The organism is Paraburkholderia sp. GAS42 (genome assembly GCF_050436565.1).
Classification (GTDB): domain Bacteria; phylum Pseudomonadota; class Gammaproteobacteria; order Burkholderiales; family Burkholderiaceae; genus Paraburkholderia.
Genome location: NZ_JBNDML010000004.1, coordinates 29,884 through 55,742, shown reverse-complemented (window position 1 = coordinate 55,742; position 25,859 = coordinate 29,884). Strand labels below are relative to the sequence as shown.

Annotated in this window: 25 protein-coding genes; 5 read left to right on the top strand and 20 right to left on the bottom strand. The window is 61.8% G+C overall.

Translation table 11 applies throughout. The features are described from left to right. Window positions 1-23: 23 nt before the first annotated feature. Window positions 24-371 (top strand): DUF934 domain-containing protein, encoded by a 348-nt coding sequence (locus P3T16_RS07580; protein WP_429256316.1) that lies wholly within the window; start codon window positions 24-26, stop codon window positions 369-371. Between the two features lie 54 nt (window positions 372-425). Here P3T16_RS07580 and P3T16_RS07575 read toward each other — a convergent pair whose 3' ends face one another. The 11 genes from P3T16_RS07575 to P3T16_RS07525 all read right to left on the bottom strand — a co-directional run bounded on the left by P3T16_RS07575 (window position 426) and on the right by P3T16_RS07525 (window position 11,969). Beyond that, window positions 426-1,865, bottom strand: a complete 1,440-nt coding sequence (locus P3T16_RS07575) for a PLP-dependent aminotransferase family protein (protein WP_429256108.1) — start codon at window positions 1,863-1,865, stop codon at window positions 426-428. 71 nt (window positions 1,866-1,936) lie between these two features. Further along, a complete protein-coding gene (scpA, locus tag P3T16_RS07570; RefSeq protein WP_429341775.1) occupies window positions 1,937-4,081 on the bottom strand; it encodes a methylmalonyl-CoA mutase in 2,145 nt (714 codons plus the stop codon). Continuing rightward, the gene (locus P3T16_RS07565; protein ID WP_429341774.1) at window positions 4,078-4,902 is read right to left on the bottom strand and encodes a Pnap_2097 family protein; all 825 of its coding nucleotides are present in this window, start codon (window positions 4,900-4,902) and stop codon (window positions 4,078-4,080) included. The genes scpA and P3T16_RS07565 overlap by 4 nt, the downstream gene beginning before the upstream one ends. Before the next feature lie 13 nt (window positions 4,903-4,915). Next, window positions 4,916-6,214, bottom strand: a complete 1,299-nt coding sequence (locus P3T16_RS07560) for an MSMEG_0569 family flavin-dependent oxidoreductase (protein WP_429341773.1) — start codon at window positions 6,212-6,214, stop codon at window positions 4,916-4,918. Window positions 6,215-6,292: 78 nt separating this feature from the next. After that, window positions 6,293-6,577 carry an MSMEG_0570 family nitrogen starvation response protein gene (locus tag P3T16_RS07555; protein WP_429256112.1) on the bottom strand — a complete coding sequence of 95 codons (285 nt, stop codon included), beginning with the start codon at window positions 6,575-6,577 and terminating at the stop codon, window positions 6,293-6,295. Window positions 6,578-6,602: 25 nt separating this feature from the next. Then, window positions 6,603-7,775 (bottom strand): MSMEG_0565 family glycosyltransferase, encoded by a 1,173-nt coding sequence (locus P3T16_RS07550; protein WP_429341772.1) that lies wholly within the window; start codon window positions 7,773-7,775, stop codon window positions 6,603-6,605. Beyond that, window positions 7,772-8,758, bottom strand: coding sequence for a sll0787 family AIR synthase-like protein (locus P3T16_RS07545; RefSeq protein WP_429341771.1), 987 nt, complete (start codon window positions 8,756-8,758; stop codon window positions 7,772-7,774). Before P3T16_RS07545 ends, P3T16_RS07550 begins: the two co-directional genes overlap by 4 nt. Further along, on the bottom strand, window positions 8,755-9,318 hold the full coding sequence (locus tag P3T16_RS07540; RefSeq protein WP_429341770.1) for an MSMEG_0567/Sll0786 family nitrogen starvation N-acetyltransferase: 564 nt from the start codon (window positions 9,316-9,318) through the stop codon (window positions 8,755-8,757). The genes P3T16_RS07545 and P3T16_RS07540 overlap by 4 nt, the downstream gene beginning before the upstream one ends. Window positions 9,319-9,320: 2 nt before the next feature. After that, on the bottom strand, window positions 9,321-10,475 hold the full coding sequence (locus tag P3T16_RS07535) for an MSMEG_0568 family radical SAM protein (protein WP_429341769.1): 1,155 nt from the start codon (window positions 10,473-10,475) through the stop codon (window positions 9,321-9,323). Beyond that, on the bottom strand, window positions 10,429-11,466 hold the full coding sequence (locus P3T16_RS07530; RefSeq protein WP_429341768.1) for a Nit6803 family nitrilase: 1,038 nt from the start codon (window positions 11,464-11,466) through the stop codon (window positions 10,429-10,431). The genes P3T16_RS07535 and P3T16_RS07530 overlap by 47 nt, the downstream gene beginning before the upstream one ends. Before the next feature lie 20 nt (window positions 11,467-11,486). Then, entirely contained in the window at window positions 11,487-11,969 is a 483-nt protein-coding gene (locus P3T16_RS07525; protein WP_429341767.1) for an MSMEG_0572/Sll0783 family nitrogen starvation response protein, read from the bottom strand. A 384-nt stretch (window positions 11,970-12,353) separates the two neighbouring features. Between P3T16_RS07525 and P3T16_RS07520 the strand changes: the two genes are divergently transcribed. Beyond that, the gene (locus tag P3T16_RS07520; protein ID WP_429341766.1) at window positions 12,354-13,745 is read left to right on the top strand and encodes a PLP-dependent aminotransferase family protein; all 1,392 of its coding nucleotides are present in this window, start codon (window positions 12,354-12,356) and stop codon (window positions 13,743-13,745) included. A 147-nt stretch (window positions 13,746-13,892) separates the two neighbouring features. Here the strand turns inward: P3T16_RS07520 and benD are convergent, their stop codons facing one another. The 5 genes from benD to catA form a co-directional block, all read right to left on the bottom strand. Beyond that, window positions 13,893-14,669 carry a benzoate diol dehydrogenase BenD gene (gene benD / locus P3T16_RS07515; protein ID WP_429341765.1) on the bottom strand — a complete coding sequence of 259 codons (777 nt, stop codon included), beginning with the start codon at window positions 14,667-14,669 and terminating at the stop codon, window positions 13,893-13,895. Next, complete coding sequence (gene benC, locus P3T16_RS07510) at window positions 14,666-15,688, bottom strand: benzoate 1,2-dioxygenase electron transfer component BenC (RefSeq protein ID WP_429341764.1); 1,023 nt, start codon at window positions 15,686-15,688, stop codon at window positions 14,666-14,668. The genes benD and benC overlap by 4 nt, the downstream gene beginning before the upstream one ends. 39 nt (window positions 15,689-15,727) lie before the next feature. Continuing rightward, window positions 15,728-16,216 (bottom strand): benzoate 1,2-dioxygenase small subunit, encoded by a 489-nt coding sequence (benB, locus tag P3T16_RS07505; RefSeq protein ID WP_429341763.1) that lies wholly within the window; start codon window positions 16,214-16,216, stop codon window positions 15,728-15,730. Further along, window positions 16,213-17,571 carry a Rieske 2Fe-2S domain-containing protein gene (locus P3T16_RS07500; RefSeq protein ID WP_429341762.1) on the bottom strand — a complete coding sequence of 453 codons (1,359 nt, stop codon included), beginning with the start codon at window positions 17,569-17,571 and terminating at the stop codon, window positions 16,213-16,215. The genes benB and P3T16_RS07500 overlap by 4 nt, the downstream gene beginning before the upstream one ends. A 113-nt stretch (window positions 17,572-17,684) precedes the next feature. Beyond that, window positions 17,685-18,620: a catechol 1,2-dioxygenase gene (gene catA, locus P3T16_RS07495; protein WP_429342044.1), complete on the bottom strand. Its 936-nt coding sequence runs from the start codon at window positions 18,618-18,620 to the stop codon at window positions 17,685-17,687. A gap of 175 nt (window positions 18,621-18,795) precedes the next feature. Between catA and P3T16_RS07490 the strand changes: the two genes are divergently transcribed. The 3 genes from P3T16_RS07490 to catC all read left to right on the top strand — a co-directional run bounded on the left by P3T16_RS07490 (window position 18,796) and on the right by catC (window position 21,317). After that, complete coding sequence (locus P3T16_RS07490) at window positions 18,796-19,719, top strand: LysR family transcriptional regulator (RefSeq protein WP_429341761.1); 924 nt, start codon at window positions 18,796-18,798, stop codon at window positions 19,717-19,719. 105 nt (window positions 19,720-19,824) lie between these two features. After that, window positions 19,825-20,952: a muconate/chloromuconate family cycloisomerase gene (locus P3T16_RS07485; protein WP_429341760.1), complete on the top strand. Its 1,128-nt coding sequence runs from the start codon at window positions 19,825-19,827 to the stop codon at window positions 20,950-20,952. A gap of 86 nt (window positions 20,953-21,038) precedes the next feature. Next, window positions 21,039-21,317 (top strand): muconolactone Delta-isomerase, encoded by a 279-nt coding sequence (gene catC / locus P3T16_RS07480; protein WP_429341759.1) that lies wholly within the window; start codon window positions 21,039-21,041, stop codon window positions 21,315-21,317. Window positions 21,318-21,436: 119 nt separating this feature from the next. Here catC and P3T16_RS07475 read toward each other — a convergent pair whose 3' ends face one another. The 4 genes from P3T16_RS07475 to P3T16_RS07460 all read right to left on the bottom strand — a co-directional run bounded on the left by P3T16_RS07475 (window position 21,437) and on the right by P3T16_RS07460 (window position 25,842). Further along, window positions 21,437-22,264, bottom strand: coding sequence for an ABC transporter permease (locus P3T16_RS07475; RefSeq protein WP_429341758.1), 828 nt, complete (start codon window positions 22,262-22,264; stop codon window positions 21,437-21,439). A 27-nt stretch (window positions 22,265-22,291) separates the two neighbouring features. After that, the gene (locus P3T16_RS07470; RefSeq protein ID WP_429342043.1) at window positions 22,292-23,545 is read right to left on the bottom strand and encodes an ABC transporter permease; all 1,254 of its coding nucleotides are present in this window, start codon (window positions 23,543-23,545) and stop codon (window positions 22,292-22,294) included. A gap of 67 nt (window positions 23,546-23,612) precedes the next feature. Then, the gene (locus P3T16_RS07465; RefSeq protein ID WP_429256130.1) at window positions 23,613-24,659 is read right to left on the bottom strand and encodes an ABC transporter substrate-binding protein; all 1,047 of its coding nucleotides are present in this window, start codon (window positions 24,657-24,659) and stop codon (window positions 23,613-23,615) included. A 1-nt stretch (window position 24,660) separates the two neighbouring features. After that, complete coding sequence (locus P3T16_RS07460; protein ID WP_429256131.1) at window positions 24,661-25,842, bottom strand: ABC transporter ATP-binding protein; 1,182 nt, start codon at window positions 25,840-25,842, stop codon at window positions 24,661-24,663. Window positions 25,843-25,859 lie beyond the last annotated feature (17 nt).

The window sequence follows — 25,859 nt, the reverse complement described above, 5'->3', positions numbered from 1 at the left end:
CGGAGCGCATCCGGCTTCTGACGATGCCCGAGCACCAGGCGGAGTACGCATTGCGCGTGCTCAGACTCGCTAACGACGAAGACCCGTTGTCGTTGAAAGACACGTTAGATGGCATTGACCGCATCGAGCTCGAGTTTCCGCAATTCACCGATGGCCGCGCGTATAGCCAGGCGTATCTGCTGCGTCGCCGGCTCGGTTTCAAAGGCGACTTGCGTGCAACCGGTGACGTGCTCGTCGACCAGTTGCTCCAGATGGAGCGCACGGGTTTTTCGAGCGCTGTGTTGAACGAGGGCCTCGATCCAGCGGACGCGCGGAAGCAGTTTGATCGATTCCCAGCGTTTTATCAGCGCGATCTGACGCATCGCGTGTAAAGAAGGGCCACTCGTTTTCAGTGCAACAGGTGGCGGTAACGTGTTAAATGTGACTCACGAGTGCCGGGCGTTATCGCGCCGTATCGCCTGCTGCACGAGTTCGGCGAGGACACGCATTGCGCGATCGATTTTCGCGCTCCATGGATGCCCGAAGTTGAGCCGCACACAGTTTCTGAACGCTCGGGTCGCCGAGAAAATGGGTCCCGGCGCGAGGCTGAATCCATGTTCGATCGCAAGCCTGTGCAGTTCCAACGCGTCGATCTCGTCGGGGAATTCGAGCCACACGAAATAACCGCCTGCCGGCAACGTCCAGCGAACGCTGGGCGGCATCCAGCGGCGCAGCGCTGCATCCATCGCTTCGCGCTGCGCGCACAACGCAGCGCGAAGCTTACGCAGGTGCTTGCCATAGCCACCGTGCTGCAGATAGTCCGCGATGCCCGCTTGCGCGGGAATGCTCGACGAAAGCGTCGTCATCAGTTTGAGCCGCTGCACCTTGTCCGCAAATCCACCGGCGGCCGCCCAGCCGATTCTGTAACCGGGCGCGAGCGTCTTCGAGAAAGAACTGCAGTGCATCACAAGCCCTTTCTTGTCGAATGCAATCGCAGGCAATGGATAGTCAGCCTGGAAATGCAGTTCGCCGTAGACGTCGTCCTCAATTAACGGCACGTCATGTTGCGCGAGCAATTCGACTAACGCCTTCTTCTTCTCCAGCGACAACGTTGCGCCAGTGGGATTCTGAAAGTTCGTCATGAACCAGCAAGCGCGGATCGGATGTCTGTCCAAAGCTTGGGCGAGCGCGTCGAGGTCGAGGCCAGTCAGCGGATCGACCGGAATTTCGACGGCACGCAAGTCGAGCCGTTCGATCGCCTGCAGCGCCGCATAGAAACCAGGTGACTCCACCGCGACCACATCGCCTGGCCGCGTCACTGCCATCAGGCACAGGTTCAACGCCTCCAGCGCACCGTTGGTCACGACGATCTCCTCCATCGGCTGCGAAAGGCCCATGCCAAGATAGCGAAGCGCAATCTGCTGACGCAGCGCCTCATTGCCGGGCGGCAAATCGACCACCGTGCTCCACGGACTGATAAGCCGCACCGATTGTGCAAGCGACTTTGCAAGCCGTGGCAACGGAAACAGCAACGGAGACGGAAACGCCGAGCCGAGCGGCACCACGCCCGGATGTCTGGCAGCTTCAAGAACGTTGAAGACCAGCTCGCTGATATCGACCTTCGCAGAGTCGGCAAGCGTCCGCGCCGGCCGCGGCGCCCGTTCGCCCGACACCGCGGCGCCCCGCGCAACGTAGTAGCCAGAGCGCTCCTGCGCGCGAATGAGGCCCCACTCTTCAAGCAGATAGTACGCACGAAACACAGTGGACTGGCTGACACCATGCTGCACGATGACCTGACGCAGCGAGGGCATACGCGCACCGACGGCAAGGCTGCCCGAGCGTATTTCTGTCGCCATCGTGTTGGCGAGTACTTCGTATCGTCTCATCAAACGTCCGTCGTTCCGGCGCGCGGGAATGCGCCTGAGCCTTTCATATTAACGGCGACAACGCCGTGCAATCAACGTCCGATTCGACACACCGTTCGCTCGCCCATTTCGCCCGCTTGCCGGTCTGCGACGCCCTCCACGAGCCGCGCCATGCGCAGCACGATTTCGTGCATACGTGTGCCAGGCAGAAAAAAATCGGCGACGCCCAGCGCTTTCAGCACACTCGTGCTTTCCGCCTGAACGTTCCCGCCCAGCACAACGGGTATCGAGGCACGACACACGCGCAGTTCATGCATCAATTGCGACGTCAACTCGACATGCGCGCCCGCGAGCGACGACACGCCAATCATGTCGACGTCATTCGCCAGCGCGCGCTGCGCAACGTCCGCGGGCGCGATGAAGAGTTCATTGGACACGACGTCGAAGCCCGCATCGAACAACGCGGCAGCCACCGCTTGCGCGCCGCGATCGTGGCCATCCTGCCCGAGCTTCGTGATCATCACGCGGGGCTTGCGTCCCAGCGCCGATGTCAACCTGTCGACCTGGTCGCAGGCAGCCTTCCACATTGCATCCGATGAAAGCGTTTTTTCATAAATGCCAGCGCTAGCATGCAAACTGATCGCATGACGTGGCCACACGGCTTCGAGAGCGCGCGTGCATTCACCGACTGTCGCGCGCGCACGCATGCAGCAGATCGTCAACGCGAGCAGATTGCCTGTGCCCTCGCGCGCGGCCGTTTCAAGCGCGCCCAACGCACGCGCCACAAGCTCCGCATTGCGCCGCAGTTTGACCTCTGCGATTCGACGCACCTGGTGGCCGCGCACCTGTTTTCCGTCCAGCTCGAAACATGCGTGGGCTTCGTCCGCATCGCCATGAACGAACGCATTGACGCCCACCACGATTCGTTGCCCGCTATCGATTTCCGCTTGCAGCGTCACAGCCGATTCGTGAATGCGTTCGCGAATCCATTCCGAGCGGATCGATTGCACGACGCCGCCGCGCGCGTCGATCTCGCCGATCAGCGAACGGACGCGTGCCGCGATGTCGGCCGTCAACGCTTCCATCATGTACGAACCGGCCCACGGATCGACGACGTCGCACAGTCCCATTTCGTGCTGAAGCATGAGTTGCGTGTCGCGAGCGAGGCGCGACGACGATGCCGACGGCAAGGCGAGCGCTTCGTCGTAAGCGTTCGTATGCAGCGACTGCGTGCCGCCGAATACGGCCGCCAGCGCTTCGACGGTGGTGCGCACGATGTTGTTCGACGGCTTCTGCGCGGTCAGCGACCAGCCGGACGTCTGGCAATGCATCCGGAGAGCGCGCGCTTTATCGGAAGTCGCACCGCACTGTGTTGCCAGTTCCGACCAGACGAGACGCGCCGCGCGCAGCTTCGCCACCTCGACATAGAAATCCGTGCCGACGCCGAAGAAGAAGCTCATGCGCTCACAGGCGTCGTCGGCACTCATTGCGCGCTCGCCAAGCGTTTCGACGTAAGTGCGCGCATTGGCCATCGTCAGCGCCAGTTCGAGCACGGGATCGGCGCCGGCCTCCTGAAAGTGATAGCCGGACACCGATAGTGCGTTGAAGCGGGGAGCATGCTGCGCAAGATAGTCGACCACATCGGCTGCAATTCGCAACGACGGTTCAGGCGCGAAGATGCAGGTGTTGCGCACGATGAACTCTTTGAGAATGTCGTTTTGAATCGTGCCGGTCAGCTGTGCCGCGTCCACGCCGCGCTCGTCGGCCGCAACGATGAAGGCAGCCAGCACCGGCAGCACCGCGCCGTTCATCGTCATCGATACCGACGTTCGGTCGAGTGGAATGCCCACGAAAAGACGCGTCATATCTTCGACTGTATCGATCGCGACCCCGGCCAACCCGACATCGGCGCTCGCGCGCGGATCGTCCGAATCGTAGCCGCGCTGGGTCGGCAGATCGAACGCAACAGACAAACCCTGCGCTCCTTCCTCGAGCGCAGTGCGAAACGCGAAGTTCGAATCGGCGGCTTCTGCGTAGCCTGCGTATTGTCGAATCGTCCACGGCTTCGCCGTGTACATCGACGCGTACGGACCGCGCACGAACGGCGCAGTGCCAGGCATGCTGTTCAGATGCGCGACGTTGGCTAGATCGGAGGCGGTATAAAGCGTCTTCAGCGGAACGGCGCGTCGTCGGGACCGCACTCGCATCGGCGCCTCGCGTCTGACGGCGGATCTCATCGCTGTCTCCAGTGTTTTTCCGTGACGACATCGGCGATCTTCAGGTTGTCGCTGCCACGTCGCACTTCACTCCAATGCGTGATGCCCTGCCCGTTTTCGCGCTCGCCAATGACCCGCACGCTCAATGCGTCGCCGACATTGACGTTGCCATAGAAGTGCAGCGACCGGCTCGCGATCACGGGCGGCTCCGCAAACCGGTGCCGTTGCCATTCGGCGCGATCAACGAACGACTGGAAGCTCGCGAAGTAGAGAAAGTCCGCGCCGTTGAAGTCGTTGTTCGGGCATGGAAGAAACCCGGCGGCCTCGTGCCCGGCAGGCGCAAGACCTTCGCATGATGCCCAGTCTCCTGCCCTCAGGCGCTTGCCCGTTTGCGTCATGGCAAGCGCTTCGTCGGGCGCCGGACTGACCGCACCCGCCAGCGCGGCAAGCGTTGCGCGTGCGACCGAGCGATTGTTACGCGCTTCTCCGCGCGTGACGAACGTCGACGACATCGACACCTCCGCGATCGACGCACCGCCACGCACGATGCGGTGAGTGCTGAAGTGCCGGACCGGACCGGTCCTGCATAACGCGGTGTGAATCTCGAAGTCGTCGTTCTCGCGCACGGCATCGAAACCGCGCGCCCACAGGCGGATCGCGGTGAAGGCGGCATATGATCGGCCGCCGTTGTCGTCGCTGAAATCCGGCGTGGCTCGCCCCGTGTGCGCGGCCAGCGCCACCCAATGGCGATGCCCGCATTCCTTCAATAGCCAGTTCTCCGACAGGCCGGTGAAGCACAATTGCGGCATGCCGGCGCGATAGCGTCCAGTCGTGTTCTGCATAGGCTTCGGTCGGTCAGGCCGCGAGACTATCGGTTGCCGGGACGGACGCATCGACCGACGCACGAATCGCCTCGACGACATAAGCCGCGTCACGCGCGACGCCCGAGAAGCGCCCCGAACCCCACGTATGCAGCCACGGCAAGCCGATGAAATACAGCCCCGCTTGCGGCGTGATGCCCCGCGTGTGCGCCGGATAGCCGCGTCCATTGAACACGGGCGCATCGATCCAGTTGAAGTCCGGCGTGAAGCCGATGCACCAGATGATCGACGTGATGCCGCTCGCCGCCAGATCGAGCGACGTGCGCTCGCCGTCCGGCCGCCATGCCGGCTCATAGGCCGCTTCGCGCGGCGCGTCGATGCCCTGCTTGTCGATGAACGCATCGATGCTCGCGTTGATACGGTTGTAGGTATCGTCCGCGCTATCCAGGTTCTCGATCAGGTTCGGCGCGAACTGCAGGCGGCCGTCGCACAGATCCTCGAGCCGGCCATACAGTTCCATGCCTTCGAGCGCGAAACGCCGCAGATCGATATCGCGTCCGCCGTCGCGGCCTGTCACGTAATGGTTCGTGTTGTCGCGCACGCCTTCGCGCAACGGATGCTGCTCGACGGGCATGTCGTAGTAGTGCATGTCCGCGAGCCAGTCGACCACGTCGCGTCCGCGATAAAAACGTGCGCAGCGCGGCGCCTCGCCGACCGCGAGGTACACCTTGCGCCCGGCCAGATGCAGATCTTCGGCGATCTGCGCACCCGACTGCCCCGAGCCGACGACGAGCACCGCGCCATCCGGCAAGACCTCAGGATTGCGATATTGCGAAGACTGTATCTGCACGATCCCGGCGGGCAGACGCTCGGCCATGCGCGGCACGATCGGCGTGTGATAACCGCCCGACGCCACGACGACGTGATCCGCGGTGAACTCGCCATTCGACGTCGACACGTTGTAGCGTCCATCGGCGTCACGCTTCACGCGTTTGACCTCGGTGTGTTCGAGCACCGGCGCGTCGACCATCGCAATGAAGCCATCCAGATACGCGATGATCTGATCCTTCTTCATGAAGCCATGCGGGTCGTCGCCACGATACGGGTAGCCCGGCAGTGCGCATTGCCAGTTCGGCGTGACGAGACAGAATGCGTCCCAGCGTTGCGAACGCCAGGTGTGCGTGACTGAATGCTTCTCGAGGACGAGATGATCGATGCCTGCCTCTTTCAGGTAGTAGCTGATTGACAGGCCAGCCTGGCCGCCACCGGCGACGATGACCGTGTAGTGACGATTCGCATGTGCCGCTTGAAGGCTAACGGTTGTGTTCGACATGGTTTTTTCCTGGCTTCCGTATGAATGTTCCGGCGCCCACTGCCATCGCTTCATCAAAGGGCACGCCGCATTCAGGTTTCACAAAAGTTCGACGACCTTCACGACCGCCAGCGGGTTCGACGAAAAGCCCTCGGCCTGCTGCTCGATCTGCGCGAGCTGATCCATTGCGGCGGAACAGGCGAAGCCGTACTTCTCGCGCACGCGCTCGGAGCCGATATGCAAAGCCTCGCGCGAGCGTTCGACAAATTCGCTTAACGCGTAGCTCTCGCCCGCGGCAAAGAACTCTCCGACTACCGTCGACGGCGAATAGCAGTTGGCCTCGGTGCCATCGGGCCACTGGACCCTGAAGTGCATGACTGGCATGACATATCCTCGATAAGTGGTTGGTTCAGGCGGGCGTGAGTTGCAGTTGCCGCCTGTATAACGCGATGTGACGGCGGGCGCTCTCGGTCCAACTGAAGCGCTGCAACAGCTCAGGTACCGCGTGGGAGAAATCGATGCCCCCGCGCGCATCGAGCGAACGGCGCAGCGCGCTAGCGATGCTGTGCGCGTCGTGAGGCTGCGCCCAGCAGCAGACGCGTTCATCGAGGTACTCGATGAACGGCGCAATCCGCGAGACGACAACCGGCGTGCCTGACGCCAGCGCTTCCAGCACGACCAGCCCAAAACCCTCGCGCAACGAAACCATCGATACGACATCGGCGCGGCGCAAGAGCGCGGGCATGACGTCGTCGTCGAGCGGGCCGGTGACGACGATCGGACAGCCCGCGCCAATCGCAAGATCCAGCGCCGCCGCACGCTCGGAAAACCGCCGGCCATAGGCGTCGTGATCCAGAAGACTCGCGCCACCCGCCACGACGAGTTGCGCATCGGCATGCGTCTGCCTGAGCGCCGCGAACGCTTCGAGCAGTTGCAGTGTGTTCTTGCGTTCCTCGATGCCGCCGACAGCCAGCACGACGGGCGCGCCGACGATGCCGAATCTTGCGAGCAACGCCGTGTCCTCGGAATTGTCACGTGTCGCCGTGAAGCGCTTTAAATCGACGCCGTTCGTCACGGTCACCGCGTTCACGCCGAAGTCGCGCAGCATCCGGCACGTCCACGCATCGCTGACGCAATAAACGGCATCGGCATCTGCATACGCGCGCCGCTGCCATTCGGCGAGGCGCGGCACGGTAAAGTCATCGAGATGGTGGACCGTTCGCACGAACCCGCGGATCGCGCCTTCATGCCGAAGCTCGGCGAGCGCGTTTCCGCTGATGCTGTCCTGCGCGTGGAGAACGTCGAAGCTCGCCGGATCGCTGGCCAGCAATGCGGCCTTTAACGCGTCGATACGCGTCTGCACCATCGATACTGTGTCGCTGGCGTTCGCCGCGACGCGAGCGAGCACGATCCGGCACGGCGACACCCGGAACATCGCGGCCCCGCCGGCCGACGGCGCAAAGATCGTCACGCGATGCCCTGCGTCATGCAACGCACGCGCGAGTTCGAGCGTGTGCACGACGCCGCCGCGCGGGTTCACCGAATGCGTGAAGAGCGCGATTCGAAGGGAACGTGCCTTCATGTGCGCGCTCCCGACGGCGCGCCGATGAACGGCCCGTCGCCAAAATTCCAGAGTAGCGCTGCGTCGCCGCGCTGAGTGAGCACCACTTCGCGCGATGTATCGACTTCGCCGATCACCGCGCACGCCAGGTCGCGCGCATCGAAGCGCGCGAGCACTTCGTCAACGTGTTCCGCGCGCACCGACAGCACGAACCCGAAGCTCGGAAACCCGCCGAGCCAGCGCTCGAAGTCGACGCCCTGCGGTCGTGGAATCGCGTCCAGATCGATTCGCGCGCCCATCGCCGAACATTCGAGCAGCATCAACGATGTGCCCAGCACGCCGGCCATGCTGATGTCCTTCGCGGCATCGCACAGGCCGCATTCTGCGAGTGTGGGCAGCAGTTCGAGATCGTCGCGCAAGCGCTGCGCCGGCGCGCCGACCGATGCGTTCCAGAACGGATATGGGTCTTCGAAGCGGCCACGCAGATCGACGGCCATCACCAGGCGATCGCCTGCGCGCGCATTGAAGCTCGACAGCAACGCGCGCGCACGGCCCACAATCGACACCGCGAGTTGCGGCTGCGCGCTGCGCGTATTGCTATGCCCGCCAACCACCGGCACGCCGTACGCAACCGACGCCGCCGCGATGCCGGCCAGCACTTCTTCGGCCGCGCCGAGACCGTCGCTCCACAACGCATCGACGACGGCAAGCGGCCGGCCGCCCATCGCGTACACGTCGCTGATGTTGACCATCACGCTGCTGTAGCCCGCGAACCACGGCATGGCTTTCACGAAATCGCTCACCAGCCCTTCGATCGCAAAGAGCAGGTAGCTGTCGCCGTCGCGGATCGCCGCGCAGTCGTCGCCGACCTCGACCGCCTGCGCGAGATCGCGCACGCCGTGCGGCATGCGCTGCGCCAACGACGCGACGACTCCCGCAATATCGGTCTTATGCCGGAAGCCGCGGCTCTCCCTTAGCCGTTGAACGAGCGAAGCGATGCTCATGAGCGTCCCCGCGACGACGTGACGAGCCCGCTCTCCGGCGTAAAGCACGACGGATAGTGCGCAAGGTCCGCTTCCATCAGATGATGCGCACGGCCGAACAGCATCTCCTCGCCAACCGATTGCCAGTGCAGACGCCGGAACAACGGCACATTCTGGCTTTGCACATGTGCAAGAAAAGTTTCGCAACCGAGCGCGTGCGCGCTGCTCACGGCGAGCCGGATCAGCGTCGAGCCGAGCTTGCCGTGCGAGCGGAACGCCGCATGCACCGCGAGCCGCGAGCCCAGCCACACGTGCGGCTCGGTCTCGTGAATCCGTACGGTGCCGACTACCTGCTCCGGCACGCCCGCGATGCAACTCAAGGCGACCAGCAGCTTCGCGTGAGCGTCGATTTCATCGCGGTCGTCGCCGGCGAAGATGCCCTGCTCGACGCAAAACACCGCGCGTCGCAGCGCATAGGCTTCGTTGCTCTCCCACGGTAGCGTCGCCCATTTCACGCGGTATTCCGCCGGCGTGAATGCAATCGGCAATGCGTCCAGCTCATCGACGGCTTCGCAGAACATGGCTACTCCTCGTACGATGCCAGCGACGAACATGCGCCGCATTTGCCGCAGCCCGCCTTGATGTCGGCGGAACGCATCTGCGCGTCGCGCAGCATCGCACCGAGCGGAGCGAGCACCGATTTCATGAACTCCGGCGTCGGCGCCGGATGATCTTCGAGCGGCGTGCCGCTGATCGGCACGAACGGCACGACGAACGGGTAGACGCCGAGCGCAATCAGTTCACGCGAGATCGACAGGATCGCGTCGGCGGTGTCGCCAAGTCCCGCGAGAATGTACGTGCTCACCTGCCCCCTGCCGAACACCGCGACGGCGGCCTTGAACGCCTCCATATAGCGCGACACGGGCACGCTCGCCTTGCCGGGCATCACGCGTTCGCGCACGGCAGGCGTCACCACTTCCAGATGCATGCCGAGCGTATCGATACCGCTCGCTTTCATCCGTTCGAACCAGCGATCGTCGTCGGGCGGCTCGCATTGCGCCTGGATCGGCAAATCGACAGCGGCCTTGATCGCGAACGCGCTTTCGCACAGGATCTGCGCGCCGCGATCGCTCGTCGGCGGCGTGCCCGTCGTCAGCACCATGTGCTTGACGCCGTCGAGCAGCACGGCCGCGCGCGCGACTTCGGCGAGCTGTTCAGGCGTCTTGCGCGCAATCGTGCGGCCCGCCGCAAGCGACTGGCCGATCGCGCAGAACTTGCAGGTCTTGCGGCGGCTTTCGTAACGGATGCACGTTTGCAGCACGGTCGTCGCGAGCACATCGGTACCGTGCAGCGTGGCGATGTGCGAATACGGCACGCCGTCCAGCGTTTGCAAACGCGTGAAGCGCGGCGCCTTCGGAAAACTGATGTCCGCGATCGGTATCGTGCCGCGCAGCAGCGCGCTCGCGCCCGCTTCATCCGGCGCACTGGCGACGAATGGCGAGTTCCACGCCGAACTCGTATGCACCGGCACCATGATCGTCACGCCGTCGACGGTGACCGCCTTGTGATCCGACGGCCCCGCGCCGCCGCGCCGGCTCGCGACGCCCGCATTCGGATCGACCAGACGCAGGCCCGCAGACTGCAACTCAGTGCGCAGTTGCATCATCTGCCTGTGCCGTTCGGTTCCCACTTCAGTTGACTGCCGGCTCATGGCCGGCAGATTCGCGCTGGCATTCATCCTGACCTCCACCCGTGGTATCGAAAGCGGCATCGGCGCCGGGTCGCTCGAACGCCGTGTTCATCGGCGCGACCGGGGTCGCGGGACGATCGTTGATCGCAAGGCTCAGCAACTCGGGCCGCGCGTAATGGCCGACCGAGTCCATCATCCGTTTGCGCTTCGTGATCAGCGACATGTCGAGATCGGCGACCACCATCCCTTCGCCTTCGCGCAACGGCTCGGCGAGATGCTGTCCTTCCGGCGACACGATCGCGGTATGACAGCCGCCACGCAGTGCCTTTTGCAGCTTCGGATCGCTCGTGACCGAATCGATTTGCGCTTCGCTCAGCCAGCCTGTCGAGTTGACGACGAAGCAGCCTGATTCGAGCGCGTGATGACGGATCGTGACCTCGATCTGCTCAGCGAAGATCGGCCCGACGAGCGATCCCGGGAACTGGCTGCAATGGATCTCTTCGTGCTGCGTCATCAACGCATAGCGCGCGAGCGGGTTGTAGTGCTCCCAGCACGCGAGCGCGCCGACGCGCGCGATGCCCGTATGCGCGACCTTCAGTCCCGCCGCGTCCCCTTGCCCCCAGATCATCCGCTCGTGAAAAGTCGGCGTGATCTTGCGGCGTTTGAGCACGAGGCGGCCATCGACGTCGAACACGAGCTGCGTGTTGTACAGGCTGCCGTGATCGCGCTCGTTCACGCCGAGCACCACCACCATCGCGTGACGGTGCGCGCGTTCGGCTACCGCCTGCGTCACGGGCCCCGGCACGACGACGGCCCGCTCATACAGCCGCATGTGGTCGGCGCCCGACGCGACGGGCGGACGCACGAACGAAAAGTACGGGTAGTACGGCACGAACGTCTCGGGGAAGACGATCAGTTGTACGCCTTTGGCCGCGGCTTCGTCGATCGCGGTGCACACCTTGTCGAGCGTGCCGCCGGGACGATCGAACTCCGGTGCAATCTGCACCGCGGCCGCTCGAATGATTCGCTGGTCGGACATGATCGGCATCCGGCCCGCGCTCAAACGGTCCACGTGTGGATGACCAGCGCGTTCTCCTTGCGATGGAGAAGCTGGATATCGAGCACGTCGAGCGGATTGACTGGACGGATGCCTTCGATCAGCGACGCTTCGCCATGACCGTACAGCGCCTGCAATGCGAAGCGGCAGGCGTACACTTTGCCGCCCTCTTCCATGAACTTCGTCAGTTGCTTGTTGAAGTTCAGATGACCCGGAAAGGCTTCGTCGCCGAGCGTCGGAAAGCCGCGTTGCAGACCGAGCGTGACGCCCGGCCCGTACAGCAACACGGATGTATCGAAGCCCTTGCGTTGCAGACGCGTGGCCTGCAACAGATTGACGAAACCGATCGAGCCTTCGAACGCGACGGTGTGAAACGTCACCAGCGCCTTTTCGCCGGGTTCGGCTTTGACGTCGGGGAAAACCTTCTCTTCGTAATCGACCAGAAAATCGCCTTTCTGATGCAAAGGTTTATTGACGGCAGGCATATCACTCTCCAATAAGTCGTGTAATTGATCGTATCTGGCCACCGGAAAATGGCCGGCTGGCGAATTCAATAACGCAACGGATATGCCATCATCCGGCCCGAAACATGCGATCAACTTCCGATCATTCAAACGGCAATTGTTCGAGTGACCCGAAAAAATCTTTGAATGCCTTGTTTGACGCGGCTTTGCGCCGAATCGCGAAGCCGACTGCGCACCGTCTCAGCGCAGCGCAAGATATGTTCGTGCGTGCGCATGGTGCGGCAAACCCCGAAAACGTGCATTCATCCAATCAATGCGATCAACTGTCAGACCGGATGAGAAATGATTTATTTTTATTGCGAGCCGCGTGCTACTTTTGATCGACCGCATTAAGGAATGTTTAGCATGGACAGTCTCTCGCATCACTGGCTCAAGCGATTGACCGATAGCCGCAAACCGGCTTATCTGGTGATTCCGGATCTGATTGAAGAAGATCTCGCGAGCGGGCGTCTGCGTCCGCGTGACCGTCTGCCGGGTCTGCGCGATCTGGCGGCCGCGCTGCAACTGAACTACACGACCGTCGCGCGCGCCTATGCCGAAGCGCGCAAGCGCGGCCTGCTCGATGCGCGCGCCGGCAGCGGCACCTTCGTGCGCGGCCGGACGCAGACGTTGCCGCTCGCGGGCGGCAGCAGTGTCGAGATGTCGATGAACATGCCACCCGAGCCGCCCGAACTTGCGGCGCGTCTGAGCGAGTCGGCTGCGAGTCTTTTCGCGCACGCCGATCCATACCGCCTGCTGCGCTATCAGGATTTCGGCGGCACGCCCGACGATCGCGCGGCGGGCCGCACCTGGCTGAAGGAGCGTCTGCCCCATTGCGCAGACGATACCGTGCTCGTCTGCCCGGGCATTCATAGCGCGCTCGTTGCGCTCGTTTCGCAACTCGCGCGCCGCAGCGAGACGATCTGCCTCGACACGCTCGCGTATCCAGGCATCAAGGCTATCGCGTCGCAACTCGGCGTGCGCCTGCAACCGCTGCCGCGCGACGACGAAGGGCCGCTGCCTCATGCATTCGAAGCGCTATGCAAGAGCGAAAAACCCGGCGCGTTCTATTGCAATCCGACGCTGCAGAATCCAAGCACGCTCACGTTGTCGGGTCAGCGCCGCGAAGCGCTGGCCGACGTCGCGTTGCGCTATAGCGTGCCCATCATCGAAGACGACGCATACGGCTGGCTGCCGACGAGCAAGCCTGTCGCGCTTGCCGCGCTCGCACCCGAGTTGACCTATCACGTCACCGGCTTTTCGAAGACACTCGGCGCCGGTTTGCGCGTCGCCTACCTGCGCGCGCCGACTGCGCGGCAAACACAACGCATTGCCGGCGCGTTGCGCGCAACGACGGTGATGCCCAGTCCATTCACGGTGATGCTGGCGACGCAATGGGTCAACGATGGCACCGCGCGCGAGATGCTCGACGCGATTCGTGTGGAGGCCAATGCGCGCCAGGCGATCGCCGCGCAGGAACTGGCGGAATTGCGCTACGACGCGCACGTCGACGGCTTTCACCTGTGGCTGCCTGTTCCGGCGCAATGCAACTGGAGCGCACCCGAGCTGGCGTTGCAACTGCGCAATCAGGGCGTCGGTGTGGTGGCAGGCGCCGCGTTCTCGACTGACGGCAATCCGCCCAACGCCATCCGCGTGTGCCTCGGCGGGCCGCAAGATCGCGACGATTGCCGCGACGCTTTACAACGCGTCGCGGAGACGCTTAACGATCCGCATCATTTACATATGCCGATGATGTAGACGGTCACGTTGATCATGCAACGTCGCAGCCATTACGTCGACCCTGCTCCGAAATTGACTACATGTCACGTTGGGAAAAGCGGCCGCAGTTGTCTGTACAGAGCTCGATACGACGTGTCGGCGCAGTTGGCTCAAAGCATGCCTGAGTCAGCCGGTGTCACCACCGGCAACTGGCAATATGGTGCCGGTGATATAGCTTGCCTCGTCCGAAGCGAGGAACAGAATCGGCGCGACCTGTTCGTCGATGCTGCCGTAGCGCTTGAAAAAGGTTGATTCGGTGACCTGCTTCACCGCATCTCCCATCCAGGCCTTCTCCTGCTCGCTGTCGCCCGCGGCATTGCGAGGGACACGTCGCGGAGGCGCGTCGGTCCCGCCCGGCGCAGTGGCGACCACACGGATGTTGTGCTCCGCGTATTCCATCGCCAGTGACTGCGTAATCGCGTTGACACCGCCCTTCGCCGCCGAATACGGAACGCGGCGGATACCGCGCGTGGCATTCGAGGACACGTTGACGATGGTGCCGCCGCGGCGCTCAAGCAGGTGCGGCAGAACAGCATGGCAGGCATACAGCGTAGGCATCAGGGAGCGCCGAATTTCCGCATCAATCTGTGCGGGTTCGAACTCAGCGAATGGACGCATGCGAATCGCGCCGCCGACACCATTGACCAGAATGTCGATGCCACCAAACCTGCGCACGGCAAAGGCCATCGCCGACGCAGCGCCTTCATACGTCTCGAGGTCGGCGACAAACCCGGCGGTGTCCGCGCCACTCGCTTCCGCGGCAACCTCGGAGACGAAGTCGGCGCGGTCGACGAACAGCACCTTGCCGCCCTCGGCGGCCGCACGAAGCGCCACCGCGCGACCAATGCCCTGTGCGGCGCCGGTGACCACCATGACCTTGCCAGCAAATCGTTGCGTGCTCATGCCGTCCTCGGTGCTGCGTTGGGAGTGAACTTCTCGTAGTGGAAGCTGTTGGGCTTCACGCCGTTGTCGTCGAAATGCTTACGCACCGCATCGACCATCGGCGGCGGTCCGCACAGGTATACGTCCACGTCACCATCATTGACGGCCTCCGCCGGCATGTGCTGCGTCACCCAGCCCTTGCGGGGATGGGTCGAATCCGTGTCGGCCACGACGGTGCTGTAGGTGAAATTCGGCAACTTCGCCACGTACGCGTCGATTGCATCGACTTGCACGAGATCGAGGTCTCGCGTTACGCCATAAATCAGATGAACCTTCTGCTGCGAATTCGCGCGAGCCAGCACTTCGAGCATCGACAGGAACGGTGCCAGGCCTGTGCCGCCGGCGAGGAACAGCAACGGCCGCTCAACAGCGCGCAGATAGAAGCTGCCGAGCGGTCCGGTCAGCTCCACCTTGTTGCCTGCCTGTGCGGATTCGAGCCAGGTGCTCATCACGCCACCGGCAATCTTCTTGATCAGAAAGCTGATTTTCGACTCACCCGGCGCCGACGAAAAAGAATACGAACGGTGCTGGCCGCTGCCTGGAACATCAATGTTGACATACTGGCCTGGCAGGAATACCGGCGCGGTCGCATCCACATCCAGTTCGAGCACGATGGCCGCATCGTTGTGCGGCTCCACCTTTGATATGGTCGCGGCGAACTTGCTTTGCTCGGTCTTGCATGCAGTGGAAGATGCCGGCACTGCAATCACACAGTCGCTTTCTGGCACCATCTGGCAGGTCAGCACGAGACCACTTTCCTTCTCGTCCTCGCTCAGCGCATCTTCGATGTAGTCATCGCCAAGATCGTAGCTTCCACTCTCGGCGCGGCACTTGCAGGTACCGCACACGCCATCAGAGCAATCCATCGGCAGGTTGATCTTCGCGCGAAAGGCGGCATCAAGCACCTTCTCGCCCACCTTGCATGTGACGAAGCGGGTCACGCCGTCTTCAAAATTCAGTGCAATGTTGTAGCTGGACATCTTGCCTCCTGTACTTCTGATTTCCGCCGATGCTCGACATCAAACGTGATAGACGTCGAGCACCTGGCGGATGTAGTCGTCCTTAAGCACAATTCGCTTGCAGGAAATCAACAGTTCATCGTTGACCTTTCGCAGAGTCACGAACATCGTGCCGAAGAACTGGTCGGTGGTTTTGTATCGGTGGCTGAGCGTGTTGAAGTTGTAGCGCACGTCCACTTCGTTGTCGCGCCCGGCCAGCACTTCCACATTGGTGACGTTGTGACTGGTACGTGGTTCAGGCATCGAAGCACCACTGCGTTCGGTCTTGATGCGGAACACACGGTCTTCCAGGCCGCCACGGTCGGGGTAATACATCAGCGAAATCTGACTCTCGTGGTCGTCGGTGAGCTGGTCATCGTCATCCCACGCCGGCATCCAGTAAGTGACGTCTTCGGTATAGCAGGCAAGCCAGTCGTCCCATTGACGGTCGTCGAGCAGGCGCGCTTCGCGGAACAGCGCGGCGCAAATTTTCTGATAATCGAAGCTCATGCCAAGGCCTCCCCTTGTTCCTTTTTGAGTGCGTCGCGCATCAGGTGCACCCAGTATTCGTGTTGACACACAAACAGGCCTTCGTCTTCGCTACGCTCGCCTGAGATGCGCGGCTTCAGGCCCATACTTTTCGCGTTTGCGTCGGGACCTTCGACCCACAACGGCGCCCCGCGCGAAAGGTCGTTCCACAACGCAGTGGTGCCGGCATAGCCAGCCTGGCAGGCGCGAAACTCTTCGAGGTCGTCTGCGGTGCCCATACCCGAGACGTTAAAGAAGTCTTCGTACTGACGGATGCGGGTAGCCCGGTCGGCTGCGCTCTCGCCCTTCGGAGCGAAACAGAAGATGCTGACTTCGGTCTTGTCCACGCTGACTGGACGTACGACGCGAATCTGCGTGCTGAACTGGTCCATCAGGAACACGTTCGGATACAGACAAAGATTCCGGGTCTGGTTGACGATGAAGTCCGCCTTCACGTCGCCAACACGTGCCTTGATTTCGTCGCGGTATTGATAGACCGGTCGCACTTCCGGGTTCATCGTCCTGGTCCACAGCAGGATGTGGCCGTGGTCGAACCCGCAGACTCCGGCTACCGACTTGCTCCAGCTGTTCGCATCCACGGCCTTGGTGCCCTCGACCTTGCGCCGGTCCATCGTCGCAGCGTAATTCCAGTGCACGGTGCTGACGTGGTAGCCGTCGCAGCCGTTCTCCATCTGCATCTTCCAGTTACCGTCGTAGACGTACGATGAATTGCCGCGCAACACTTCCAGCCCGTCCGGGGCCTGGTCAACGATCTGATCGATGATGACCCTGGTCTCGCCGAGGTAGTCCTCCAGTGGAATCGCGTCCGCGTTGAGGCTGCCAAACAGGAAGCCGCGATAGCTCTGGAAGCGTGCGACTTTTTTCAGGTCATGCGAGCCGTTGGTATTGAATTGCACCGGGTATTCGGTGGTCTTCACATCTTTCACTTTCAGCAGCTTGCCGGTGTTGGCGAAGCTCCAACCGTGGAAAGGACACGTGAAGGTGCCTTTGTTGCCGTGCTTTTTCCGGCACAGCATCGCGCCCTTGTGCGCGCAGGCGTTGATGACCGCATGCAGTTCGCCGCTTTTGTCACGCGTTAGCACGACAGGCTGGCGGCCGATCCAGGTGGTGTAGTAGTCGTTGTTGTTGGGAATCTGGCTTTCATGCGCCAGGTACACCCAGTTGCTCTCGAAAATATGCTTCATTTCGAGCTCGAACAAATCGGCGTTCGTGAAGATGTCGCGGCGGCAACGGAATACACCGTTTTGCTTGTCGTCCTGAACGGCGGTGTGCAGCAGTTCATCCAGTTGCGAGGCTTTGTCGATAATTGCAGACATGAGTGCTCTCCCTACGCGTGCTCCTGGTTATGGAACACGCGCATCGGTGTCGAAAGATTCTTGCGAAGAATTGGGCGGCAGCAGTGGTACGACGTAGCAGCCGCGTTCAGCGGTCAGGCGTTAGCAGACGCACGCAGGCGATGGACGACCTGGTTATCCTTGCCCTGAACCAGCGGAGTCAACTCGATGTTGAACTCGATTTCCTTATACGTATCGGCTTTCATACCCAGCGCAGTGCCGCCCGTCTTTTCGACCACATGGGGAATCAGATCCTCGCGGGTAGCGTAGGCAAAGTCGTCCCAAATCAACGGATCGCCCTCAATGTTGATTTGCGTCGTCAGCTTGCGGTACTTGTCGGTGGTGACGAAGAAGTGCACATGCGCTGGGCGATTGCCATGGCGGGCGAGCACGTTCAACAGTTGCTGGGTCGCGCCATGCGGCGGGCAGCCATAACCGACCGGCATGAGCGTACGGAACTCGTACTTGCCGTCGGGACCGGTGCTGACCGCTCCGCGCAAGTTGAACTCGCTCTGCGCGCTGGTCGGGTCGAAGTGCGAATAGAACCCTTTCGAGTTGGCGTGCCAACATTCGACCACCGCCCCTGCAACGGGCTTGCCATCTGGACCGGTTACCGTGCCGTGGATGACCAACGGGCCGGCATCCTCGTCCGGATTGATATCAATTTTCGATACGCCATCGCGCACCGGCGCACCGGCGACATACAGCGGACCTTCGATGGTACGCGGCGTGCCGCCGGTGATTTCAGCCGCCTTGTCCTCCGCATCCATGCGGATGTCGAGGTACTTCTCCAGACCGAGACCAGCAGCAAGCAGCGCAGCTTCGCCGTCCTGGCCGAGCTTGTTGAAGTAGTGGACGCCAGCCCAGATTTCGTCGGGCGTCATGTCGAGGTCGTCGATGGCCTTGAACAGGTCGCCCAGCAGGCGACTGACAATCTGCTTTGCGCGAGTATTGCCATCCTGGCTTCCAAGATTCGCAGCGGCCTTCAGCAGGTCCTGCACTTCCTTTGTATCAAACACTTCAACGCTCATGTCTGCTCCTGAAACTCTATTTTCTGGTGGGGTTAACCCTTGGTTTAGCACCCATTTAAATATGCTTGGGAGGTATAATCGGGCACTGAAACAGAGTGTGAAAGCAGAATAATGGGCGTCGGAAGGCCCCGTCCAACACTGATTTAGTATCGGTCTATATCTACGAGGTATTGAGATGGAACTGCGGCATCTTCGCTATTTTGTCGCTGTAGCCGAGGAACGCAATTTCACGCGCGCGGCACAGCGACTGAACATGGCCCAACCGCCTTTAAGTCGTCAGATACAGCAACTTGAAGAGATTCTTGAGGTGCAGCTATTCCAGCGTGACTCGCGCCCTTTGAAGCTAACCGAGACGGGTAAGTTCTTCTATGCTCACGCCGTCCAGTTGCTGGCTCAGACGTCCGAACTCGAATCAATGACGCGGCGCGTGGGCAACATCGAGCGCAGCCTCTCTGTCGGCTTCGTGGGTTCGACGTTGTACGGAATGCTGCCCAAAATCATCCGGCGCTTCCGCGATGAGAACACTACAGTCGAACTCAGCCTCCACGAGATGTCGACGATGGACCAGATTAGAGCGCTGAAGGACGGTCAGATTGATGTCGGGTTCGGCCGTATCCGGCATGAGGACGCAAACATCCGTCGGGTGATTCTTCGCGAGGAGAAGATGATTGTTGCATTTCCGGAGGGCCATCCACTCTCACTGGTCAAGCCCGTCCTCGCTCTTAGCGACCTGGTCAACGAGACCCTGATTGTTTTTCCTAAGGCGCCGCGACCGAGTTACGCAGACCAGGTGCTATCGGCATTCGAAGACCGTGGTCTCAAACCTCGCCGGATATATGAAGTACGTGAGTTGCAGATTGCGCTAGGCCTCGTAGCAGCGGGGGAAGGAATTTCTGTTGTGCCGAGTAGTGTGTACGGCCTGAAGCGGGACGATGTGAGCTACAAGGAACTGGACGACCCCACTCTGGTTTCCCCAATCATCATGAGCATGCGTGCGCTCGACGAGTCGCGGGACATTCGGGAAATGCTTGAACTCATCTATCGGCTGTACGAGGAGGAAAGGATACCCTACGCGCCTCGCAACGACGTCGGGCGGTGATATCTGCCATACCCCGGAGGTATGGCACTAGACGTCGATGGTGTTGGACAGGGGGTTATTGGGCACGCAATACTTCAGCGACCCCTCAACTCCAACATTCCAGGTATGAACGCCCAAATCACCTCCGTCGAAGCGATTCTGGTTGACCTCCCAACCATTCGCGCGCATCAGCTAGCAATGGCGACGATGCAGCAACAAACCCTGGTCGTCGTCCGTCTGCGCTCAAGCGATGGCATCGAGGGTATTGGTGAAGCCACTACGATTGGCGGTCTGTCGTACGGCGAGGAGAGTCCCGAAGGCATCAAGCTGACCATCGATACTTACCTTGCACCTGCAATCGTTGGGCAAGACGCGACCAACATCAACGACGCGATGCTCAAGCTGAACAAGGTTGCTCGGGGAAACCGGTTCGCCAAGTGCGCTCTTGAAACGGCTCTGCTGGACGCTCAGGGCAAGCGCCTGGGGGTTCCGGTTTCAACGCTTCTTGGTGGTGCTGTCCGCAAGACGCTTCCGGTCCTGTGGACGCTCGCAAGTGGCGATACCCAACACGACATCGATGAAGCAGAAATGCTGCTTGCCGAACGTCGCCACAATACTTTCAAGCTCAAGATTGGCCGGCGTAGCGTTCGCGATGACGTGGCGCACGTATCGAAAATCAAGGCCGCGCTTGGCGACCGAGCCAAAGTCACGGTAGACGTGAATCAGGCCTGGAACGAGGTTGATGCAGCGCTCGGCATCGAAGCGCTCGAAGCTGCTGGCATTGACCTCATCGAGCAACCCACTCCGCGAGAACAGCGCGGAGCCCTCGCCAGACTTGCATCACGTTTCATCGTGCCCATCATGGCTGACGAAGCAGTGACAGGCCCGGAGGACGCCCTTGAACTCGTGCGCGGTGCATGTGCGGACGTGTTTGCGCTGAAGATTGCGAAGTCCGGTGGAATCTACGGAATGATGCGTACAGCCGCCATTGCGGACGCAGCCGGCGTGTCCCTGTATGGTGGCACGATGCTTGAAGGCAGCATTGGGTCGATTGCATCAGCACACGGATTCACCGCCCTTCCACAACTTGCCTGGGGTACAGAGTTGTTTGGACCGCTCCTGCTGAAAGATGACATCGTCACTGCGCGCCCCCAATACCGGGACTTCGACCTTCATCTGCCAGAAGGACCGGGCCTGGGCCTCCATATCGATGAGGAAAAGCTCGCCTTCTACCGTCGCGACAAAAACATCTGAGCGCACGCGCTCAACGCAGAACCAACCACCTCGGACTTTTCCTGCCAGTGAACTGGCAGGGGTGTCACATTATTCGGAAAAGAACCATGCTTTATCTCGTAAGAATGGACGTGCACCTGCCGCACGACATGCCAGCTTCTCAGGCCGATGAAATCAAGGCTCAGGAGAAGGCATACTCGCAAGAACTTCAACGGCAAGGCAAGTGGCAGCAATTGCATCGCGTGGTCGGTGAGTATGCGAACTACAGCGTCTTCGACGTCGACTCGCACGACGAACTGCATACCATCCTCTCAGGTCTACCTTTGTTTCCGTATATGACGATGAAGGTGACCGCGCTCGCACGTCATCCGTCGTCCGTCCGCTAAAGCTGCAACGGATGTCATGAATCGCGACACCGAGGGTGCTTTGGTGTCTGCCGCTCAAAAAGGGACCTGGCCCGTGCTGGCAGTAACCGCTGGGCAGACGGCGTTAGCGACCACGACGGTCAAACGAGCGCCTGGCTGGCTGCAGCCGAGCGGCTCCGCAGCCAGTTGATGCCCGCGAAAAGAAGTACGGCGAACACGATTAACATCGTGGCCACCGCGAGTATCGAAGGATCGATCGAGTCGCGAATGCCGCTCCACATTTGCCGCGGCACGGTCCGTTGATCTGGCCCGCCGATGAACAGAATGACGATCACCTCGTCGAACGAGGTCGCGAAGGCAAAGACGCTACCTGTCGCGACCGCTGGCGTGATGAGCGGCAAGGTCACGCGCCTGAACGTGACCCAGGGCGTCGCGCCGAGACCGGACGCTGCGCGCAAGAGACTCTGATCGAACGAAAGCAGCGATGCAGTCACGGTGATGACCACGAACGGCGCGCCGAGCGCCGCATGCGCCAGCACCACGCCGGGGTACGAGTTCACGAGACCGAGCGGCGCGAAGATCAGATAGAAGCCCGCGGCGACAACGACGATCGGCACGATCATCGGCGAGATGATGATCGGCATGATCAGCGAGCGCAGCGGAAACTGCGCCCGGCTCAGGCCCAATGCGGCCAGCGTGCCGAGGCACGTGGCGATCAACGTGGATGCCGCGCCGATGCCGATGCTGTTCGCAAGCGAACGCTGCCAGTCCGCGCTCGTGAGCGCCTGTTCGTACCAGCGCATCGAAAACCCCTGCATCGGATACGAGAAGTACGATCCCGAATTGAACGAGAGCGGGATGATCGCGAGAATCGGCGCAATCAGAAAGAACAGCACGAGCGCGGTATGCAAGCGCACCCAGCGCGCGGCAATGCGTTCCGTCAGCACCTTGTTGCGTTGGTCTTGCATGTCGATCCCTCGTCGTATCCGTATCGTTCAACCAAAGCGCAGCCGGTCGATGCCGACGATCCGGTTGAACAGGAAATAGAAAATCGCCGTGAAGATCACGAGGTACGCCGAGAGCGCACCGGCGAGCCCCCAGTTGAGCTGCGTGTTCGTCTGTATCGCGATGAGCTGGCTGATCATTTCGTCGCCTGCGCCGCCGAGCAACGCAGGCGTGATGTAATAACCGAGCGCGAGCACGAAGACGAGGAAGCAACCCGCGCCCACGCCCGGCAGCGTTTGCGGTATGTAGACGCGCACGAACGCGGTGAGCGGATGCGCGCCGAGCGACTGCGCCGCGCGCACATACACGGGCGACACACCCTTCATCACCGAGTAGATGGCGAGAATCATGTAAGGCAACAGCACGTGTGTCATGCCGATGAGCACGCCCGCGCGGTTGAAGATGAGCGCCACGGGATGCGTGGCGAGGCCGAGTCCCATCAGCAGACTGTTGATGACGCCGCCTGGTTGCAACAGCACATACCATGCGGTCGTGCGCACGAGCAGCGAAGTCCAGAACGGCACGATCACGAACAGCATCAGCCGGTTGCTGCTTTTCGCGGGCAGACTGGCGAGCAGCCAGGCGACTGGATAGCCGAGCACGAGGCACAGCAGCGTGACGGTGGCGCTGATCGATATCGTGCGCACGAACGCCTGTCGATAGATCGAAGCATTGTCCGGCACGGATGCGACCGAGCCGTGCGGCGTCACTTGAGCATCGACGGCTGCGAGCAGATAGTCCGGCGTGGGCGACGCGGCGGCGCGCTTCAGCAAGCGCCAGATCTCCGGCGAATTCCAGCGCTCGTCGAGCTCAATGAGCGCGGGCTTCCACGCGGGCGGGGCGTCGGCCGGCAGTCCGCGCGCAGTGTGCATCAACAGGCTTCGGAACTCGGGCTGAGCGAAATTCAGACGCCGCGCGATGGTGCCGAGCTGTCCGCTCTGCTGCGCTTGCCTGAGTCCCGAAGCGAGCAGGACAAACATATGCTCGTCCGGTACGCCACGCCCGTCCCAGGCATCGAGCGCACGCGTGAGCGCGGGCATGCTGTCGGGCACTTCGCGGTTTTCGACGCTGCGCGCGAGCAGCAGCGCGATCGGCGCGATGAAGGTGGACAGCAAAAACGCGATCAGCGGCAGCGCAAGCAAAAGCGCTTGAACTGCCGCGCGGCGGCGCGCCTTCTGATACGACGCGCGGCCGCCGGCTCTCGTTGGAGAGCTTGAGGGCGCGGTCGTGGTCGAAGCGGGCATGTTGGTGGTCGCGGTCAATTTGTGCTCTCGTCGAACGGTGACGCTTCAAGACATGCAAATGACGGCGTTACTGCGTCAGCCACACCTGAAAGCGCTTGTTGATCTGGTCCGCGTTGTCGGCCCAGAAGTTCGCGTTGATCTGCACGGCGCGCTTGAAGTTGTCGGGCGCGGTCGGCAGATCGGCAAGACGCTGCTTGTCGACGAGCGCAATCGCATCCTTGCGCGGCGGCGCATACGCGATGTACTTCGAAAGGTCCGCATACGCTTTCGGCTGCGAAGCGGAGACGATGAATTTTTCGGCAGTGTCGGCGTGCTTCGCGCCCGTCGGAACGCCCCACCAGTCGAAGTCGTACACCTGCGCGTCCCAGACCGCCTTGAAGGGCTTGTTGTCCTTTTTGGCGGCATCGTCGATGCGGCCGTTATAGGCCTGCGTCATCACGACCGCGCCATCCGCGAGCAGTTGCGGCGCCTGTGCGCCCGACTCCCACCACACGATGTTCTTCTTGATGGTGTCGAGCTTCCTGAATGCGCGATCGACGCCGGCTGGCGTGCCGAGCACCTTGTAGACATCCTTCGGGTCGACGCCGTCCGCAATCAGCGCCCACTCCATCGATACCTTCGGCGACTTGCGCAGGCCACGTTTGCCAGGGAATTTCTGCAGATCGAAAAAGTCGTTGACGGTCGTCGGCGCCATCTTGAGCTTGCTCGCATCGTAGGCGTAGACGGTGGACCAGACCATGCTCGCCACCGCGCAATCGCTGATCGAGCCCGGGATGAAATCGCTCGTCTTGCCGAGCGACTTCCTGTCGAACTTCTTGAGCAGGCCTTCGTCGCAGGCGGTGATCGCATCGTTCGTTTCGAGGTCGATCAGGTCCCACGTGGTGTTCTTCGCCTGCTCCATGGCGGAGAGCTTGGCGAGGCCGCCGTCATACGATTCGGTCGAGAAGCCGACGCCTGTGGCTTGAGTGAACGGCTCGAAATACGCCTTTTTTGCGGCCGCCTCGTATGCGCCGCCAAAGGTCACGACGGAGAGCGTCTCCGCTGCCTGAACGGTAACGTTGGCGAACGCGAGTACGGCGAGTGCGGCGTATTGGGCTTTGATGAAGGTGCGCATATCAGTTGGCTCCTGCTGTAGCGGGCGTGATGATGGAAGTTGACGACGGTGTGGAGGAATGCAGCGCGGACGTCCTGCGTGGAGCGCTCATCGCGAGGATCTTGCAGTCGTCGTGGCGCCATGCGATATCGATCGCACTGCCGGGCGCGGGTAGCGCGTGGCGTTGCGTATTGGGCAGCTTCACGACGATGTCGTCCCGCGAGCCGAGCTTCAGATGCACGCGATGATGATCGCCGCAATACACCAGTTCCTCGACGCAGGCGTGGACCACGTTGCTGTGCTCGTCGACGTGCGTGCCCTCCGCGCTCGGGATATGCGCGCGCTCGGGGCGCAGCGCGAGCATCGCTTCATCGCCCGCGCGCAGGCCGCGTTCGCAACGTCCGCGAATGACGCTGCCATCCGCTAGCGCGAGCGTCGCCCAGTCGTCACTCGCATTGACGACGCGTCCGGTCAGCCCGTTGTTCTCGCCGACGAAGTTCGCGACGAATGCGTTCTGCGCGTTTTCATAGAGTTCGCTCGGCGCGGCGGCCTGCTGAATACGGCCGTCGGAGAAGACGGCGACGCGGTCCGACATCGTCAGCGCTTCGGCCTGATCGTGCGTGACATACACGATCGTGAGCGAAAGTTCGCGATGCAGGCGCATGATCTCGTACTGCATCGTTTCGCGCAGACGCTTGTCGAGCGCGCCGAGCGGTTCGTCCATCAGCACGACGCTCGGTTCGAACACGAGCGCCCGCGCGAGTGCCACGCGCTGCTGCTGGCCACCGGAGAGTTGCGCGGGACGCCGGTTGGCAAGGTGCGGGAGCTCGATCATCTCGAGCGCGCGCTTCACGCGCATCTTCTGCTCGGCGCGGCTCATGTGCCGGACAGAAAGCGGAAACGCGACGTTCTCGGCAATCGTCAGATGCGGAAAGAGCGCGTAGTTCTGAAACACCATGCCGATATCGCGCTGATGCGGCGGCTTGTCGTCGAGACGCCGGCCGGCGAGGCGAATCTCGCCTTGCGTCGGCGATTCGAATCCGGCGAGCATCATAAGGGTGGTCGTCTTGCCCGAACCCGACGGCCCGAGCAGCGACAGGAATTCTCCCTCGCGCACGTCGAGGTTCAAATCTTCCACGACATGATGCACGCCGTCATACGATTTGCTCACGCCCGAGAATGAAATGAAGGAAGGGTTTGACATCGTGATCGCGTCCTGTC

What these genes read in the sequence shown, in the direction of transcription:
- P3T16_RS07465 (WP_429256130.1), bottom strand. Translation starts at nt 24,659, where the DNA reads ATGCGCACCTTCATCAAAGCCCAATACGCCGCACTCGCCGTACTCGCG.
- benB (WP_429341763.1), bottom strand. Translation starts at nt 16,216, where the DNA reads ATGAGCTTCGATTATCAGAAAATTTGCGCCGCGCTGTTCCGCGAAGCG.
- benC (WP_429341764.1), bottom strand. Translation starts at nt 15,688, where the DNA reads ATGTCCAGCTACAACATTGCACTGAATTTTGAAGACGGCGTGACCCGC.
- P3T16_RS07535 (WP_429341769.1), bottom strand. Translation starts at nt 10,475, where the DNA reads ATGAATGCCAGCGCGAATCTGCCGGCCATGAGCCGGCAGTCAACTGAA.
- P3T16_RS07485 (WP_429341760.1), top strand. Translation starts at nt 19,825, where the DNA reads ATGAACGCCCAAATCACCTCCGTCGAAGCGATTCTGGTTGACCTCCCA.
- P3T16_RS07565 (WP_429341774.1), bottom strand. Translation starts at nt 4,902, where the DNA reads ATGCAGAACACGACTGGACGCTATCGCGCCGGCATGCCGCAATTGTGC.
- P3T16_RS07470 (WP_429342043.1), bottom strand. Translation starts at nt 23,545, where the DNA reads ATGCCCGCTTCGACCACGACCGCGCCCTCAAGCTCTCCAACGAGAGCC.
- P3T16_RS07460 (WP_429256131.1), bottom strand. Translation starts at nt 25,842, where the DNA reads ATGTCAAACCCTTCCTTCATTTCATTCTCGGGCGTGAGCAAATCGTAT.
- catC (WP_429341759.1), top strand. Translation starts at nt 21,039, where the DNA reads ATGCTTTATCTCGTAAGAATGGACGTGCACCTGCCGCACGACATGCCA.
- P3T16_RS07500 (WP_429341762.1), bottom strand. Translation starts at nt 17,571, where the DNA reads ATGTCTGCAATTATCGACAAAGCCTCGCAACTGGATGAACTGCTGCAC.
- P3T16_RS07540 (WP_429341770.1), bottom strand. Translation starts at nt 9,318, where the DNA reads ATGTTCTGCGAAGCCGTCGATGAGCTGGACGCATTGCCGATTGCATTC.
- P3T16_RS07555 (WP_429256112.1), bottom strand. Translation starts at nt 6,577, where the DNA reads ATGCCAGTCATGCACTTCAGGGTCCAGTGGCCCGATGGCACCGAGGCC.
- P3T16_RS07545 (WP_429341771.1), bottom strand. Translation starts at nt 8,758, where the DNA reads ATGAGCATCGCTTCGCTCGTTCAACGGCTAAGGGAGAGCCGCGGCTTC.
- P3T16_RS07525 (WP_429341767.1), bottom strand. Translation starts at nt 11,969, where the DNA reads ATGCCTGCCGTCAATAAACCTTTGCATCAGAAAGGCGATTTTCTGGTC.
- P3T16_RS07520 (WP_429341766.1), top strand. Translation starts at nt 12,354, where the DNA reads ATGGACAGTCTCTCGCATCACTGGCTCAAGCGATTGACCGATAGCCGC.
- P3T16_RS07475 (WP_429341758.1), bottom strand. Translation starts at nt 22,264, where the DNA reads ATGCAAGACCAACGCAACAAGGTGCTGACGGAACGCATTGCCGCGCGC.
- P3T16_RS07550 (WP_429341772.1), bottom strand. Translation starts at nt 7,775, where the DNA reads ATGAAGGCACGTTCCCTTCGAATCGCGCTCTTCACGCATTCGGTGAAC.
- P3T16_RS07530 (WP_429341768.1), bottom strand. Translation starts at nt 11,466, where the DNA reads ATGTCCGACCAGCGAATCATTCGAGCGGCCGCGGTGCAGATTGCACCG.
- P3T16_RS07490 (WP_429341761.1), top strand. Translation starts at nt 18,796, where the DNA reads ATGGAACTGCGGCATCTTCGCTATTTTGTCGCTGTAGCCGAGGAACGC.
- P3T16_RS07580 (WP_429256316.1), top strand. Translation starts at nt 24, where the DNA reads ATGCCCGAGCACCAGGCGGAGTACGCATTGCGCGTGCTCAGACTCGCT.
- P3T16_RS07560 (WP_429341773.1), bottom strand. Translation starts at nt 6,214, where the DNA reads ATGTCGAACACAACCGTTAGCCTTCAAGCGGCACATGCGAATCGTCAC.
- catA (WP_429342044.1), bottom strand. Translation starts at nt 18,620, where the DNA reads ATGAGCGTTGAAGTGTTTGATACAAAGGAAGTGCAGGACCTGCTGAAG.
- scpA (WP_429341775.1), bottom strand. Translation starts at nt 4,081, where the DNA reads ATGAGATCCGCCGTCAGACGCGAGGCGCCGATGCGAGTGCGGTCCCGA.
- P3T16_RS07575 (WP_429256108.1), bottom strand. Translation starts at nt 1,865, where the DNA reads ATGAGACGATACGAAGTACTCGCCAACACGATGGCGACAGAAATACGC.
- benD (WP_429341765.1), bottom strand. Translation starts at nt 14,669, where the DNA reads ATGAGCACGCAACGATTTGCTGGCAAGGTCATGGTGGTCACCGGCGCC.